Below are 13,209 nucleotides of genomic sequence, written 5' to 3'. Positions count from 1 at the left end.
TGCGCCCGCTCCACCGCTCCTAGCGTCGGTGACATGTCCAAAACCGATACCGCAAATGTGCGGCTGAACCCGCCGCCACCCCAATTGATGCGGCTGGTCAACCCGTTGGTCCGGCGGGTCCTCACGACCCGGTCACTGGGGCGGCGCATCCGGCGCCAAGGACTGATCGAGTTCACCGGCCGTCGTACCGGGCGCACCCTGCGAGTGCCGGTATGCCTGCACGACGTCGACGGTCAGACGCTCGTCTTCACCGAGCGTCCGTGGCGGCACAACTTCGCCGGCAGCGCACCCGTGACGGTCACCCACCGGGGCCGTGTCCGCCGGGGCTGGGCCCTGCTACTCGAGGCCACCCCCGCCGAGGCAGGCGCCGCATTCCGTGCCGCGCTCGACGACGGGGCCACCCCGTTCGAACTGGGCCTGAAGGTCCCGCGGGGATACGAGCCGACCGAAGCCGAACTGGCCACGATCGCCCGGTCGCTGATCCGCGTCGACTACGACGACTGAGGAGAGTTCCCATGCGTATCAACAGAATCCGACGCGACATCACGGTACTCGGCGACGAACTGGAAGTACCGGGGATCGGGCACCTACCGGTGAACGCGTACGTTCTCCACGCCGCCGAACCCGTCGTCGTCGACACCGGACTCAGCCTGCCCGGACGCGGCTTCATGGACGCCCTGGGATCAGTGCTCGACCCCGCGGACGTCGAGTGGATCTGGCTGACGCATCCGGACCGCGATCACACCGGCGCGTTGTTCGACCTTCTCGACGCGGCGCCGCGCGCCCGCCTGATCACGACGTTCGCGGGCATCGGCATCATGTCCTGCGCACGGCCCGTCCCGATGGACCGGGTCTACCTCCTCAATCCAGGTCAATCCCTCGACGTCGGCGATCGCACACTGACGGCGCTGCGGCCCCCGCTGTTCGACAATCCCAGCACCGTCGGCTTCTACGACGACCGCAGCGAGGCCTGCTTCTCGTCGGATTGCTTCGGGGCGCCGATGGAGACCGCCGAACTCGCCACCGCCAACGACGTCGGGTACTCCGCACCCGGCGCCGTCCGCGCCGCGCAGCACCTGTGGGCCACCGTCGACAGTCCCTGGGTGCACCTGGTGGACGAGACGAAGTTCCTGCGCACCGTCGCCGCGGTCCGGGCGCTCGACCCGCGATGGATCCTCAGCACCCACCTCCCCCCGGCGGACGGCCGCACCGCCGAGTTTCTGGACATGCTCGCCGAGGCACCGAAGTCAGACCCCTTCATCGGGCCCGACCAGGCCGCACTCGAGCAGATGCTGGCCGGATTCGAGCCCGTCGGGTGAGGTCCACGGCAGAAAAAAGCCGCCGACACCATATGGTGCCGGCGGCCTCTGCGACGGTGCCGTCATATCGCCTCTCGGCAAGTGGTCGCTCTCGGCGACAATTTTAATGTGGTACCCGGGGTATGTCCGACACCGTCGACGGGTTCAACTGTACCGTCCTCGGAGATATTCCGCCCGTCCCGCGTCACACGTCGTGGTCAGCCGTCGGATGCGCGATCGCGAGCAGCGCCGGCGCACCTCGGCCCGGCCAGGTGCCCTCCAGAGTGTGCGAGCCGAGGTCCGCGACCCGATCCGGATCGATCACCCGGAACACCCGGATGCCGATAGCGGCCGCCGTTATGACGGTGGCCGTTCCCTCATTCGCACAGGTCACGGCACCGACGACCGGCACGGTCGAGCCCGGTGAGCCGCTACCCGACACCCTCGTGGTCACCTCTCGGCGCTCGGCGGGTGCGGCGAACTGGAGTTCCGCCTCGGTCCCGCCCGTCAGGATGGCCGTCGCGAGCGCACTCGCGTACACCGGGTCGGCGCAGGCGTCGTAGACCCAGCGCTCACCCAGCACGGAATGCTGCATCGTGGTGATCAACGACGCCTCCGCACCGGCCGTCGGGGCACCGCGATAGGTCACCGGCACCTGCACGACCTGCCCGTCCGCCGTCCGGACCAGGTGGGTTTCGATGCCGACCTCCCCGGCCGGATCGTCGAACCGGTACGCACCGACGACCTCGAGGGACGACGCGTCGGCGGACCCGATCCACGGTTGGCGAGGAACCCACTCGCCGAGCATCTCGGCCTTGGACGGAGACAGTTGAGCGTGATGGATGAGAGCCACACGGCCGACGGTACCGCGTCACCCGGCAACCGATGCCGCGTCGAGATCGGCGGCGTAGACGGTCATCCAGTGCGGATGCAGCCGGTAGTAGACCACGTCGTTGTCCCAGTCGAAGAAGTCTTCGCCGTAGAAGCTCTTGAAGTAGGCGAGCAGGTCCGGCCAGTCCGCGGCCGGTTCGCCGTCCCGGGGGTTGAGGGTCTCCACCGTGCCGTGCGTGAACACGCCCAGGTCCTCACCGCGCATGTGCGCGGCACTGACGGCCGGGCGGGCGGCGAGGTGCCGGGCCTTGGCGGCGCCGCGCGCCGTGCCGAAGTGCCACTTCCCGTGCAGGAAGTGCCCGTCCACACCGCTGATCCGCGGTTCGCCCTTGGCCGTGACGGTGGACAGGGCGAGGGTGCACATGCCGGTGACGATCTGGGTGAGCTGCTCTGCGGTCAGGGTGCTCTCGGTGTTGATGATCGAACGCAGATGTGCGGTGGAGCGGGACAGGGAGGCGTCGAGGAGGGTCTGGAGCTCTTCGAGCTCTTCTCGTGTTTCGCGCATGGAGGTCCTTTTCTGTGTCGATGTCGATCCGGGCCCGGCGCCGAACGGTGACACCATGCTCGCACCGAGACCCTGACATCCTGTGTCAGGTTTCTCCCGACGATCTGCTCGATTCAGCTCGTGGACCTGTGTCCCAGTGCGGACATTCCGGCATCGAAACTCTCCAGGGCCGCGCCGACCGCCGCGGCGACGGTGACCTCGAAGACCTGATCCTCGGTGGGTCCGGCGGCGAGGAGCCGGCCGATGTCGGTATCGGTGATCGTGTAGGAGGCGTCGCGGACCATCGCGGCGTAGGCCTGCCACGGTTCGGGAAGCGGGTCGCCGGCCGCGGCGGCGGTGCGCAGGCCCGGGTCGGTGACGGCGGGCCTGTTCAACACCGAGTGGCGGAGGTTGGCCACGACATCGTCACTGTCGTCGGGTTTCTCGCCGTCTGCGAGCAGGAAGCCGGGAAAGCGGTAGCCGAAACGGTGCAGGGCGCGGGTACCGCTGTGCAACTGGCCTTCCCGGAGGGTGAAGCCGAACGCGTTGGCAAGGCGGTTGACGATGTTCCACACCAGTAGATGCACTGCCCCTGGTCGCGGGTGTGGACGTCCGGTTTGGCAGGTACGGGTCCGCAACGGCGAGGTGACCCGTCCCGGCGCGCACCGCGAGGTAGGACCAGCTGGCCGATCGGTCGGCGGGATCGGTCAGCGTCCGGGTCTGATACCGGGCCCGCTCGGCGGGCCGGCCGATGGCGGTCAGGGTGAGGTGGACACCGAGGAACGCCACGATGCGGACCAGGTCCAGGGTCAGGTGAGTATCGGCGGCCAGCAGCCGGTGGCCGTGCACCTGGACACCGCCGCACGTCGGCGGTGCGATCGCGGGCCAGCGTGATCGGCGCACGGCCTCAATGCTGCATCCTCGCCGTGGCCGCGGCAACGGTGTGCCCGCACGAAATTCCCTGGTCCCGTTCGTAAACACCGGCCGCACCGAAGGCCGCAGCGCGGCGGGCGTAGCTGGTTAGACCGTGGTTAGACCGAGTACACAGCCTGGCCACCGATCGCCGCACCGGGCGAAGATGCACCCGTGCGCCTTGACGCAGCACCCGACGTCGGAAGAAATGAGTATCCGTGACTGACGTACCAGTCGACTACTCGCCCACGCGCCCTCCTGGGCGGGTCAATACCAATGGATCAAGGCCCATCTCGAGCGAATGGATCACCTCGACCCGTCGCCCGCCCCGGCAGTCGACGACCCCGGCACCGAACGGGTGTGAGGTGTGCCTATCGGCGTTGTCGTGGCCAAGGTGCGAAGAAGACGATCCCCTCTTCGACCCCGCTGCTCGCCGGGGCGGAGGATTTTCCATGACGCGCGATGAAGAGCTGCTGCACATCGACCACGTCATCGACCGCCAAGACGTCCGGTATCCGGATCTGCCCCGGGAGAGCATCGAGCAGGTGGTGCACTCGGCGCACGAACACTTCGCGAACAGGAAGGTGCGCGACTTCGTTCCCCTGCTGGTCGAGCGACTCGCCCGCGAGAAACTCCAGGCGCTGGTGCCGACGTAACCGTGTGGGAGGCCGTCACTCAGTTCACATCGCCGAGAGGCGCGGCTGCACCACCCCGAGCCGGTCGCTCCCACAAGCTGCGAGGCAGCATCTCGGACATGGGTTGCCGCCGCCACGGCCGGGCGGGGGCGGCGCGGGACGTCCTGCGGGCCCGAGACCATGCGGACGCATCGGACCTGATCTGGGCGGACGAACGGGTCGATGAGCTGGTGACCGATCAGTTCCTGCGATGGAACTCATGTCATCTCGTCCGGCCGGCTGGGGCGTGGCATGCGTCCGCCGTGTGTGGAGGCCGATCGGCGCCGGGGCGCTCTCACGTCAGGAACGTGGTGACCGCGAGGTAGATCACGATCGACAGCGGGTCCCGGAGCACGGTGGCCAGCTGCCCGGAGCCGCAGGCCGGGTCCCTGCCGAGCCGATGCAGCAACCAGGGCAGCGTCCATCGCCACCGTCGTGGCGATGGCACTGGCGGACAACACCGCGACCGCAACCGCGGCCGCGAGCTCCCAGTCCCCGGTCATCAGCGCGACCATCGGTGCCATCACCACACCGAGAATGGTGCCGACCCAGAACCCGGTGAGGACTTCCGGCCCGACGATGCGCCGGATCCCGATCCCGACCGACAGCCCGCGGATCGCCAGGGTCTCGGTCTGGGTGCCGACGGCGTCGGCGAGATAGACGATGCCGGGCACGAAGTAGGCCACCGCCAGGTTGGCGTCCAGCTGCTTCTCGAATCCCGCCATCAAACCCGCCGAAAGCATCGCGCCGAGCAGTCCGACGAGCAGCCAGGGCAGCCGGTGCCACAGCCGACGAACCACCGTCTCGACGCTCGACGCGCGGGCCGCTTCGACCGAGTGCAGGAACCCGCCGAGCCGGGCCAGGTCCTCGTCGTGCTCCTGCGCGAGCACCGTGAGCAGCTGTTGCGGTGCGATCAGACCCCGGAACCGGCCGTCGGCGTCCACCACGGCGAGTCCGGGCTTTCCGTCCTGCGCCGCCTGCCACGCGGCATGTTCCTCGTCGGTGTCGGGTGTCACGGTCGGTGGGTCGGGATCCATGACGTCGCCGATGGTGGCGCCGTCCGGCGCGCCGAGGATCCGCTCGATGACCGCCACGCCGACTCTTGGCGCCTCCGATTCGGCGGGTGCGGCCCGGAGGCCACGAACTGCCCCGCCGCGATCACCGAGGCGACGGACCAGTCGATGATCCCCGGCGAGTCGCGCGGTCGCTTCGCTGAGGAACTGCTCACAGGCCAGTCGCACCGCCTCCCGCTCGTCGAGACGGAGAGACCACCCGTCGATGTGATTGCACACGACGATCATCCCGTCGGCCGTGGCGTGCGTGCGTGCGCGCGACATGGAGAATGTCGTATGTACGGGTGTGGTTGTGTTCCTTCGCATTCGGTGAACGATCGGTTGCGCATCACCGACATAAACTCGGCCAATAAAATTGCAGTCCAATGCATTTCGCTTCGAATGCACAGTTGTTGCGCGGTGCACAGGCGGGTTCGGCCGTTCCCCCGCCTGCACACCGATAGGCTGCTGACCGCGGGCCCGCGATCTCATCGGCGCCCCCGACATCACCACCCGCCGCCTTCTGTGTTGTCCGAAGTCCACCCGGGAGTCATCGTGTCCTACACCTCACTGCGCATTGCCTCGTTCAATCCGCTTGTGGAGCGTGGCCGCCGACCGAACCGCACACCGAACGGGATCGGTGAACGGCAGTTCCTCCCCTGCGGACGGATGTCGAAGTCATCTCTTGCCTGCCCACCCGGCACGGGGGTCGAATCCTGTTGCCTTCTCGGCCTGCGCGTAGGCCCGCAGGGCTTCGGCTGCCGTGCTGTCCAGCTTCGGTGGCACCGTGACCTCGGCTCTGACCAACAGATCGCCCGCCGTGCCGCCGCGTACGGGCACTCCGCGACCGCGAATTCGAAAGGTCCGTCCCGCTGCCGTGCCGGCTGGGATCCTCATTCCGACGTGGCCGTCGAGGGTGGGGACGGAGATCGTTGCACCCAAGGCTAGTTCGCTGAAGGTGACCGGAACCGTGACGGTGAGATCATCGCCGTCGCGGCCGAACACCGGGTCCGTGTTGACGTGCACGCTCACATACAGATCGCCCGCAGGTGCGCCCTGCAGGCCCGGTTCGCCCCGGCCGGGGATGCGGATGCGTTGACCGTCGCGCACGCCGGGCGGCACCCGGACGTTGATCGTGCGGGTGCGATTCCCGATGCCGGCGCCCTGACAGTCCGGGCACGGTGCGTCGACGAGGGTGCCGGTGCCACGGCAGTCGTCGCAGGGTTCGCTGAACCCGAATGCCCCCAGGTTCCGGGTGACCAATCCCATCCCGTTGCAGCGTGGGCATTCTCTCGCGGTGGTGCCGGGCGTGGCGCCGCTGCCGTGACATGCGGTGCAAGTGGAAGTAGTGCTCACTCGAAGTGGCACCACGACGCCTCGGACGGCGTCACGGAAGGGCAGCCGGGTGTCGGTCTCGACGTCGCTGCCGCGCCGTGGTCGTGTGCCGGTGGTCCGATTGCCGGCACGGTTGAAGAGGTCGCCTATTCCGCCACCCGCGGTGGAGGAGGTTGAGCCTCGCGCGAACAGGTTGCCGAAGTCGAAATCGCCGCTGACGCCGGCGCTTCGCTCGCCGGGGTGGAATCGGGTGCGGTCGAAGGGGCCGGCGGTGAACAGCCTGCGTGCCTCGTCGTAGTCCTTGCGTTTGACCGGGTCCGAGAGCACGGCGTGTGCCTCGCTGACTGTCTTGAAGCGGTCCTCGGCTCGGGGGTCCTGCGGGTTGGCATCCGGGTGCAGAGCGCGGGCGAGCCTGCGATAGGCCTTCTTGATCTGCTCGACCGACGCGTTCGAAGGGACGCCCAGGTCGGCATAGAAGTCGCGTTCCAACCATTCCCGCTGCGTCACTGGCCATCTCCTTCCTCCCGCGCTCAGCGGGTGGTGCGGTCAACGTTGGTGACGGGGTGGTTCTTGGCAGGCAGGCCGACTGGCACGTGGCAGTTCTTGGCGCACGCGACGACCGACGAGGTGGTGCGTGAGCCTTCGGTGTTGGCCGGCAGTACGGGCTCGCCGGCCTCCTGTGCAGACACGACCGAGATCGCTGTAACGAGGTCGATGCCGACGGCTCGAGCCATGAGGCCTCCTCGACAGGTGGGGCCCGGCCTCGAATACTGCAACCAACCGTGGACGGCACCAACCTAGCTTGAGTGCATCAGACGCAATTTTCTCCCTACAGAACATCCTGGTCAAGAACCAATTGAGTGTTAGGCGCTCACCTTTTCATTCCTGTTGTCCGCGGGGAACACCCATCGCGCTGGCATGGTCCGGTGCGGTCAGGGAAACCTGTCAAACAGTCGCTCGGAGCCGGCTCGCCGCGGAAGCAGGCACCCGCTATCGCGTGAGAGTTCAGGTCGGGTCCGGGTCTGGCCCCCGTTCGTGGCAATGACGTTCAGTGAACCGTGCCCGCTGCCGGTCCAGCACGATCACCTTTGCATGATTAGTGCGGTGCTGTTCGCGCGCGATCAGCAAGCGGACGCCGGCCATCTGTCGCTTGAGTGCGGCGGCACGTGCAGCCGAATTCTCGTCGTCGAGGAGGTAGGCGGCGGCGCGGTCGCAGCCGATAAGCAACTATTGGTAGGCAAGTCGCAACCGGCCCCTGCTCGTCGAGGTGGGTGACCGCGATGTTCTCGACCAACTGCAGGGGGAGGCGGACGAGCCGATATTCGAAGCGGAGGAGGACATCGGGAGGGCGCCGAGTGTCACGCGCGGGATCGCAGCCCGGCCGTGACCTGTTGGGGGACAGAACCATAGAGGAACGGTGGACGCACGGAGGCTCCGGGTACACAGCTCGGGCGTTGGTCACTGACCTTTTCGGTATTAGGCCGACTCCAGCGCGTCGCCGACCTCGTGCAGGGTGCGGTGGTGTTCCTCGGCGGCCATGACATGCCCGGCGGCGACGATCACGGCGACGGGCCATTCGATGACCTCGAGTGCCGCGAGGACACCGAGGGCGGCGTAGAACGCCAGGTGCTCGGGCCGGGGGATGCCGACGCTCCCCACGATCGGCAGCTTCACAGCGAAGCTGTCGGCGTGGCGCACGCGTTCGACCGTGTCCCGGTGGGACGGATTGGTGGGTGATTTGTCGGTCATTGCTTGCCTCCGCACTATGTGGGGTTTACCGGGGGTTCGTTTCGGGTGCGCAGGGTGGCAGCGTGGCGAACTCTGTGGTCGATGTGGGTGGAGATCCGGTGGTGTCCGTGGTGGCGCGGGTATTCACGCCGCCGTTGCGGGAGCTGTACGCGCTGCTGGTGCGGGTGGGCGTAATCGAGATCATCGAGCGAACCTCACTCCTTCCACCCGCCGCTGAGGACGTCGACGGGACTGTCCGAGAAGGACAGTGTGTGGTCGTGGTTACCTGCGGTGTGGAGTAGTTCGCGGATCGTGGGGCTGAGCCCCGGTCTCCGGGCGATCAGGTCGGGTGCGATGGCCGCGGTGGCAGTGGCTGCCGCGGCGGATCCGAAGCCTTGCGCCCAGCCGAGCGGGCCCAGGGGCACACAGCCGAGGAACTGGCTCACTCCGGGGGTGCTGATCAACACCGTCATGACGGCAAGGGACCCCACCGAGGTGGTCAGAACGAGGGGGCTGCGCGAGTCCAGCAGAATCTGCCCGAGCTGGGTGCCGATGAGTGCGACCAGGGCGACGGTGGAGGCCCGCCGGGGTCCGCCGGTCAGGCTGGCCATAGCCCAGGCCGCGGTGGCGCCGGCGGCGGTGGTGGTGCCGCGGAAGGCGACGGTGCGCAACAGCGCTGCCTCGTCGGGTCCCCGGGTGGCGACACCGTTGTGGCTGGTGGGGCTGACCGCCAGGGCCGCGGCCGGTAGCGCGTCGGTGAGCATGTTCACCAGCAGCAGCTGGCGGGGGTTGAACGGGGAGCGCCCGGAGACGGCGCTGCCGATCAGGGCGAAGGCGACTTCACCGGCGTTGCCGCCGACGAGGACGGCGACTGCGGCCTGCACCCGCCGCCAGAGTTGGCGACCTTCGTCCAGTGCGTCGAGCAGGGCCCCGACCTTGCCGTCGAGGAGGACGACGTCGGCCGCGCCGCGGGCGGGAGCGCTGCCGCGGGAGGCCACTCCGATGCCGACGCTGGCCGCCCGGATGGCGGCGGCGTCGTTGGCGCCGTCGCCGACCATGGCACACACCCGGCCGATCCGCTCCAGGGTCTGCACGATCTGCACCTTGTGTTCGGGGGACATGCGGGCGAACACCCGACGGTCCTCGACTGCCCGCTCCTGTTCGCGGTGCGAGAGGTCGTCCCAGTCGGTGCCGCTGATCACCTGCTCCGGGGTGACCGGCATCCCCAATTCGTCGGCGATCGCGATGGCGGTGACCGGGTGGTCCCCGGTGATCAGGCGGACACCGACATCCTGGTCCAGCAGCGCGGGCAGCAGGCCGACGGCGTCGGCGCGGGGAGTGTCGGCCAGGCCGAGCAACCCGACCGGCTCGAGCTCGCGTTCAGCGAGTCGCGCCAAGGCGTCGGGGTCCTCGGCGGCCGCTGCCGCTTCGTCCGTGCTGAGCCCACGCTGGCCGACGGCGATCACCCGCAAACCTGCCGAGGCCATCCCGTGCACCCGCCCCGCGAGCGAACCGTCGGATTCGCCGAAGGACTCGAGCATCACCTCGGGTGCGCCCTTCACCGCGAGATGGGTGCCGGACACCGCGGCGGCGTAGGACCGGCCGGAACGAAACGGCAGGTAGGCCTGCCGGGTCCGGTCGCCCTCGCCCTCGTGCGCGTGTTCGGCGTCGGCGGCGTCCACGATCGCGACGTCCGTGGCGTGATCGGGCGGTCCACCGTTCGATGACCACCCCGTGCGCGCGGCGTAGGACAGTACCTGTTTCCGCGTGAATCCCGGTGCCGGTTCCACGGCGGACACGCGCAGCCGGTTCTCGCTGAGGGTGCCGGTCTTGTCGAAACAGACCACGTCGACCCGCCCGAGCGCCTCGACCGACCGCGGGACGCGGACCAGGGCCGCGGACCGGGTGAGCCGGCGGGCGGCGGACATCTGCGCGAGGGTGGCCACCAACGGCAGTCCTTCGGGAATCGCCGCCACGATGACCGCGACTCCGCTGGTGACGGCGGATCGCACGCCGGCGCCGCGGAGCAGACCGATTCCGGTGACGATGCCGCCGCCGCCGAAACTGACCGGCATCGCCCGCCGGGTCAACCGGCTCAGCTGTGCGTTCAGGCCCACCTCCCGCACCTTCGCCGGCGCGAGGGCGGTGGCACGCCGGGTCTCGGTGGTACGGCCGGTCGCGGTCACCAGCGACACGGCGGTCCCGGTCAGCACCGTGGTTCCGGCGTAGAGCATGCAGGTGCGCTCGGCCAGCGGCACACCCGGTGTGGGATCGGTCTGTTTGACCACCGGCAGCGATTCCCCGGTCAGCGCCGACTCGTCGACCTCGACCCCCTCGGCGGCGAGGAGTCGTCCGTCGGCGGGGACCACCTCGCCGGGGCGGACCTCGATGACCTCGCCCGGCCGGAGCCGGTCCGCCGCGATGTCGACGTAGCGGCGGTCGGCCCCACAGTCGGCGGCATCCACCGGGTCGTAGGCGTCTTTGAGCTCGGTGAGCTGGCGTGCCGGCGCATCCTGAACGGCGAGAAGGCGATTCAAGACCTCTTCGGCGCGCAGTCGCTGGGTTGCCGAGATGCCGGCGTTGAGCACGAGAACGGACCCGACGAGTACGGCGTCGATCGGTGAGCCCAGCACCGCGCTCGCCGCGGAGCAGGTCGCGAGGATCGGGGTCAGCGGATCGTCCAGTTCGTCGCGCACCGCGCGGAGAAAGTGCCACGTAGTGGTGACGGGCCGGACGCCGATGCGACCGATTGCCCGTGCGGGTCCGGTGGTGGCGAACCCGGAGTATCGGCGTTTCGGAATCTGGGAGGTGTGGTCGTCCCTGCGCGGCGTGGGGAGCAGCTCGCGCACCTCGGCGGCGGGAATCGCATGCCACTCATGTCCCGGCCGTGGTGCGGGCAGCGGCGCGGTGAGCACGCCCCGGGCCTTCGAGCGACCGACCCACAGACCGAGGGCCGCCCCGGCGGTGACCGGTTCCGGTCCGCTGCCGGGAACACCGGGCAGCAGCAGCAGGGTGCCGAGTGCCGACGCCTGCGCAGAGATCTCGATACCCCGGCGGCTGGCTGTCCGCGCCGCCGGGATCGCGTGCAGGATGCGCCACACCCCGGTCAGGTCGGCGGCCCACAGGTGCGCACCCCACGGCGGTGGAGCACCGTCGCGGGTGACACCGACTCCGACGTCCGCCCGCACGAGGGTCTCGGGTGCCCCCGCCGCGACCACCGCGACTGCTCGACCGTCTCGTTGGAGCTGGGTCACCGCCTCGCGCAGGGTGTCGTCGATCGAGCCGGCCAGCGGGACGAGGCGATTGAATCCGTTGCGCAGTGAGCGGAGGGCGTCGTCGTCGACCGAGACGACCTCGACCTGGGCGCGGCGGGCCTCGGCGACGACCGCCGACGCGTACGGGTCGTGGACCGGGCTGACCAGGACCCGAGGACCGTCATCGGAAGCGTCGTCCAGGGCGGTACCCGCGACGCCGGGCACGGCGGTCACCGGATGCCACCCCGCGGCGAGCCGGCCCTGATTGACCGCGGTGCGGGCCGCTTCCCACACCCGGGTGCGATCCCCGTCGCGCACCCCGAGCACCCGGCTGACGGTCAGCTGCGGGGTGTAGAGGGCGCGAGGGTCGATCACCACCGCATCGACCCGGTCCAGGCGGCGCAGCGCCTCCGGGTGCAGCGGCAACACGTCGTGCCGGTCGGCCAGCCCCCGTCCCAGGGTGGCGGCGAACAGCTCCCGCGCGGACCGGGTCGCCTTGGGGGCGGCCACCAGCGTCGCGATCCCGATGCTGGCGGGGTTGCGGGTCACGGCGCCGAGTGCCACGTCGCCGACCAGGCCCGCCAGGCCGGCGCGTTCGGCGTAGCGCTCAACCAGGCCGGTGGGTGCGACCCGTCGTGGCAGGGATGCGGGTGGGCCGTCGACAGCGGCATGCAGAGCCGGCTCCACGCGTTGCCACGCCCGCCGCGCCGACCACGTCTCCGCGACCAGCGCGCCCCGCAGCGCGGCGTCAAGCGCAAGCGAATCCGGCGACAGAGTCAGCGTGTATACGGTCGCGGTCGCGGTCGCGAACAGCAGATCGGTGGCACCTGGGCCCACCGCCTTCTCCACCCATCCCCGCAGCCGCGGTTGGTAGTCGACCGAGACCACCCCCGATGCCAGGGCGGTCGGCAACCGGGGCAGACGCAGAAATCGCCCGGCCAGCGCGACACCCAAGCCCACGGTCGCGGCCGCGGCACCCACCGCCCGGGCGACCAGCACCACGTCGTCGCCAGGAAGATCGATGGGACGATGATCCGAAATCTTTGTCGCCGTGGCGGTGTCGTTGTCGTCGACAACCCGGCACAACGTCTCCTCGCTGGGACCGTCCGGCCCGGCGGACACCACGATCCGCGACCACGGACGATGCACGTCGGCGGCCTCGACACCCGGAAGGGTGCGGACCGCCGACAGCACCCGGTCGGCCACCTCCGGTCCCTGCGGACCGACCAGCCCACGCACCTCGACCCAAGTGCGCTCGGAACCCGACCCGAATCGCCGTGCCGGGCTCCCCCCGGCCGCCTCACGCAGACCACCGGCAGCCGCACGCGCGACCGCCCGAGGAGACGGCGACCCCGCAGCAACGGATGAGGGCGCCCGCAGGAGCACCGACCCGACACCGAGAACGGTCGCCGCCCCCACAACGGTGGTGTCCAGGGCCGTCGCGGCGCCGACACCCGCAGCCCGGGTCCCGGCCCGCAGGCAGCGGCCCGGGATGGCCGCCAGGCCCCTGGCCACTGCTGTCGCACTCACGACAGACCCACCCGGCAGCACCACTACCGCGAACATCGACACCGCCTCACC

At 69.6% G+C, this 13,209-nt stretch carries 10 protein-coding genes and 2 pseudogenes; 4 read left to right on the top strand and 8 right to left on the bottom strand.

Features of this window, described 5'->3' with window-relative positions; genetic code table 11:
• The first annotated feature begins 33 nt into the window (after positions 1 to 33).
• The gene (locus QM806_RS13045; protein WP_240482954.1) at positions 34 to 504 is read left to right on the top strand and encodes a grhN; all 471 of its coding nucleotides are present in this window, start codon (positions 34 to 36) and stop codon (positions 502 to 504) included.
• Positions 505 to 515: 11 nt separating this feature from the next.
• Positions 516 to 1,319, top strand: a complete 804-nt coding sequence (locus QM806_RS13040; protein ID WP_005570499.1) for an MBL fold metallo-hydrolase — start codon at positions 516 to 518, stop codon at positions 1,317 to 1,319.
• A 184-nt stretch (positions 1,320 to 1,503) separates the two neighbouring features.
• On the opposite strand, the gene QM806_RS13035 is transcribed toward QM806_RS13040, so the two are convergent.
• The 3 genes from QM806_RS13035 to QM806_RS13025 form a co-directional block, all read right to left on the bottom strand.
• A complete protein-coding gene (locus tag QM806_RS13035) occupies positions 1,504 to 2,151 on the bottom strand; it encodes a CG0192-related protein (RefSeq protein WP_005570500.1) in 648 nt (215 codons plus the stop codon).
• A gap of 18 nt (positions 2,152 to 2,169) precedes the next feature.
• Positions 2,170 to 2,694, bottom strand: coding sequence for a pyridoxamine 5'-phosphate oxidase family protein (locus tag QM806_RS13030; protein ID WP_005570501.1), 525 nt, complete (start codon positions 2,692 to 2,694; stop codon positions 2,170 to 2,172).
• A 113-nt stretch (positions 2,695 to 2,807) separates the two neighbouring features.
• Positions 2,808 to 3,260, bottom strand: a complete 453-nt coding sequence (locus QM806_RS13025; RefSeq protein WP_231137749.1) for a hypothetical protein — start codon at positions 3,258 to 3,260, stop codon at positions 2,808 to 2,810.
• A 777-nt stretch (positions 3,261 to 4,037) separates the two neighbouring features.
• On the opposite strand from QM806_RS13025, the gene QM806_RS13020 reads away from it, so the two are divergent.
• A complete protein-coding gene (locus QM806_RS13020) occupies positions 4,038 to 4,241 on the top strand; it encodes a three-helix bundle dimerization domain-containing protein (protein ID WP_054247886.1) in 204 nt (67 codons plus the stop codon).
• A gap of 313 nt (positions 4,242 to 4,554) precedes the next feature.
• On the opposite strand, the pseudogene QM806_RS13015 reads toward QM806_RS13020, so the two are convergent.
• The 4 genes and pseudogenes from QM806_RS13015 to QM806_RS12995 form a co-directional block, all read right to left on the bottom strand.
• Positions 4,555 to 5,359 (bottom strand): annotated as a pseudogene (locus QM806_RS13015) (magnesium transporter); the annotation flags it as partial.
• Between the two features lie 630 nt (positions 5,360 to 5,989).
• Entirely contained in the window at positions 5,990 to 7,153 is a 1,164-nt protein-coding gene (gene dnaJ, locus QM806_RS13010; RefSeq protein ID WP_054247885.1) for a molecular chaperone DnaJ, read from the bottom strand.
• Positions 7,154 to 7,179: 26 nt separating this feature from the next.
• A pseudogene (locus tag QM806_RS13005) lies at positions 7,180 to 7,380 on the bottom strand (Hsp70 family protein); the annotation flags it as partial.
• Between the two features lie 742 nt (positions 7,381 to 8,122).
• Positions 8,123 to 8,395, bottom strand: a complete 273-nt coding sequence (locus tag QM806_RS12995; protein ID WP_005570511.1) for a hypothetical protein — start codon at positions 8,393 to 8,395, stop codon at positions 8,123 to 8,125.
• On the opposite strand from QM806_RS12995, the gene QM806_RS41375 reads away from it, so the two are divergent.
• On the top strand, positions 8,380 to 8,676 hold the full coding sequence (locus QM806_RS41375) for an Rv1535 domain-containing protein (protein WP_308936727.1): 297 nt from the start codon (positions 8,380 to 8,382) through the stop codon (positions 8,674 to 8,676). The genes QM806_RS12995 and QM806_RS41375 overlap by 16 nt on opposite strands.
• On the opposite strand, the gene QM806_RS12985 is transcribed toward QM806_RS41375, so the two are convergent.
• Entirely contained in the window at positions 8,590 to 13,194 is a 4,605-nt protein-coding gene (locus QM806_RS12985) for a cation-translocating P-type ATPase (protein ID WP_133985636.1), read from the bottom strand. The genes QM806_RS41375 and QM806_RS12985 overlap by 87 nt on opposite strands.
• Positions 13,195 to 13,209: the final 15 nt, after the last annotated feature.

It is taken from the genome of Rhodococcus sp. IEGM 1351 (genome assembly GCF_030056875.1).
Lineage (GTDB): Bacteria > Actinomycetota > Actinomycetes > Mycobacteriales > Mycobacteriaceae > Rhodococcus_F > Rhodococcus_F opacus.
The sequence above is the reverse complement of the archived record's forward strand: the minus strand, read 5'-3'. Positions and strand labels throughout refer to the sequence as shown.

Excerpts from the sequence above, each read along its gene's own strand:
- QM806_RS13045 (WP_240482954.1), top strand. The coding sequence starts at position 34 with ATGTCCAAAACCGATACCGCAAATGTGCGGCTGAACCCGCCGCCACCC.
- QM806_RS13040 (WP_005570499.1), top strand. The coding sequence starts at position 516 with ATGCGTATCAACAGAATCCGACGCGACATCACGGTACTCGGCGACGAA.
- QM806_RS13030 (WP_005570501.1), bottom strand. The coding sequence starts at position 2,694 with ATGCGCGAAACACGAGAAGAGCTCGAAGAGCTCCAGACCCTCCTCGAC.
- QM806_RS13020 (WP_054247886.1), top strand. The coding sequence starts at position 4,038 with ATGACGCGCGATGAAGAGCTGCTGCACATCGACCACGTCATCGACCGC.
- QM806_RS12995 (WP_005570511.1), bottom strand. The coding sequence starts at position 8,395 with ATGACCGACAAATCACCCACCAATCCGTCCCACCGGGACACGGTCGAA.
- QM806_RS12985 (WP_133985636.1), bottom strand. The coding sequence starts at position 13,194 with ATGTTCGCGGTAGTGGTGCTGCCGGGTGGGTCTGTCGTGAGTGCGACA.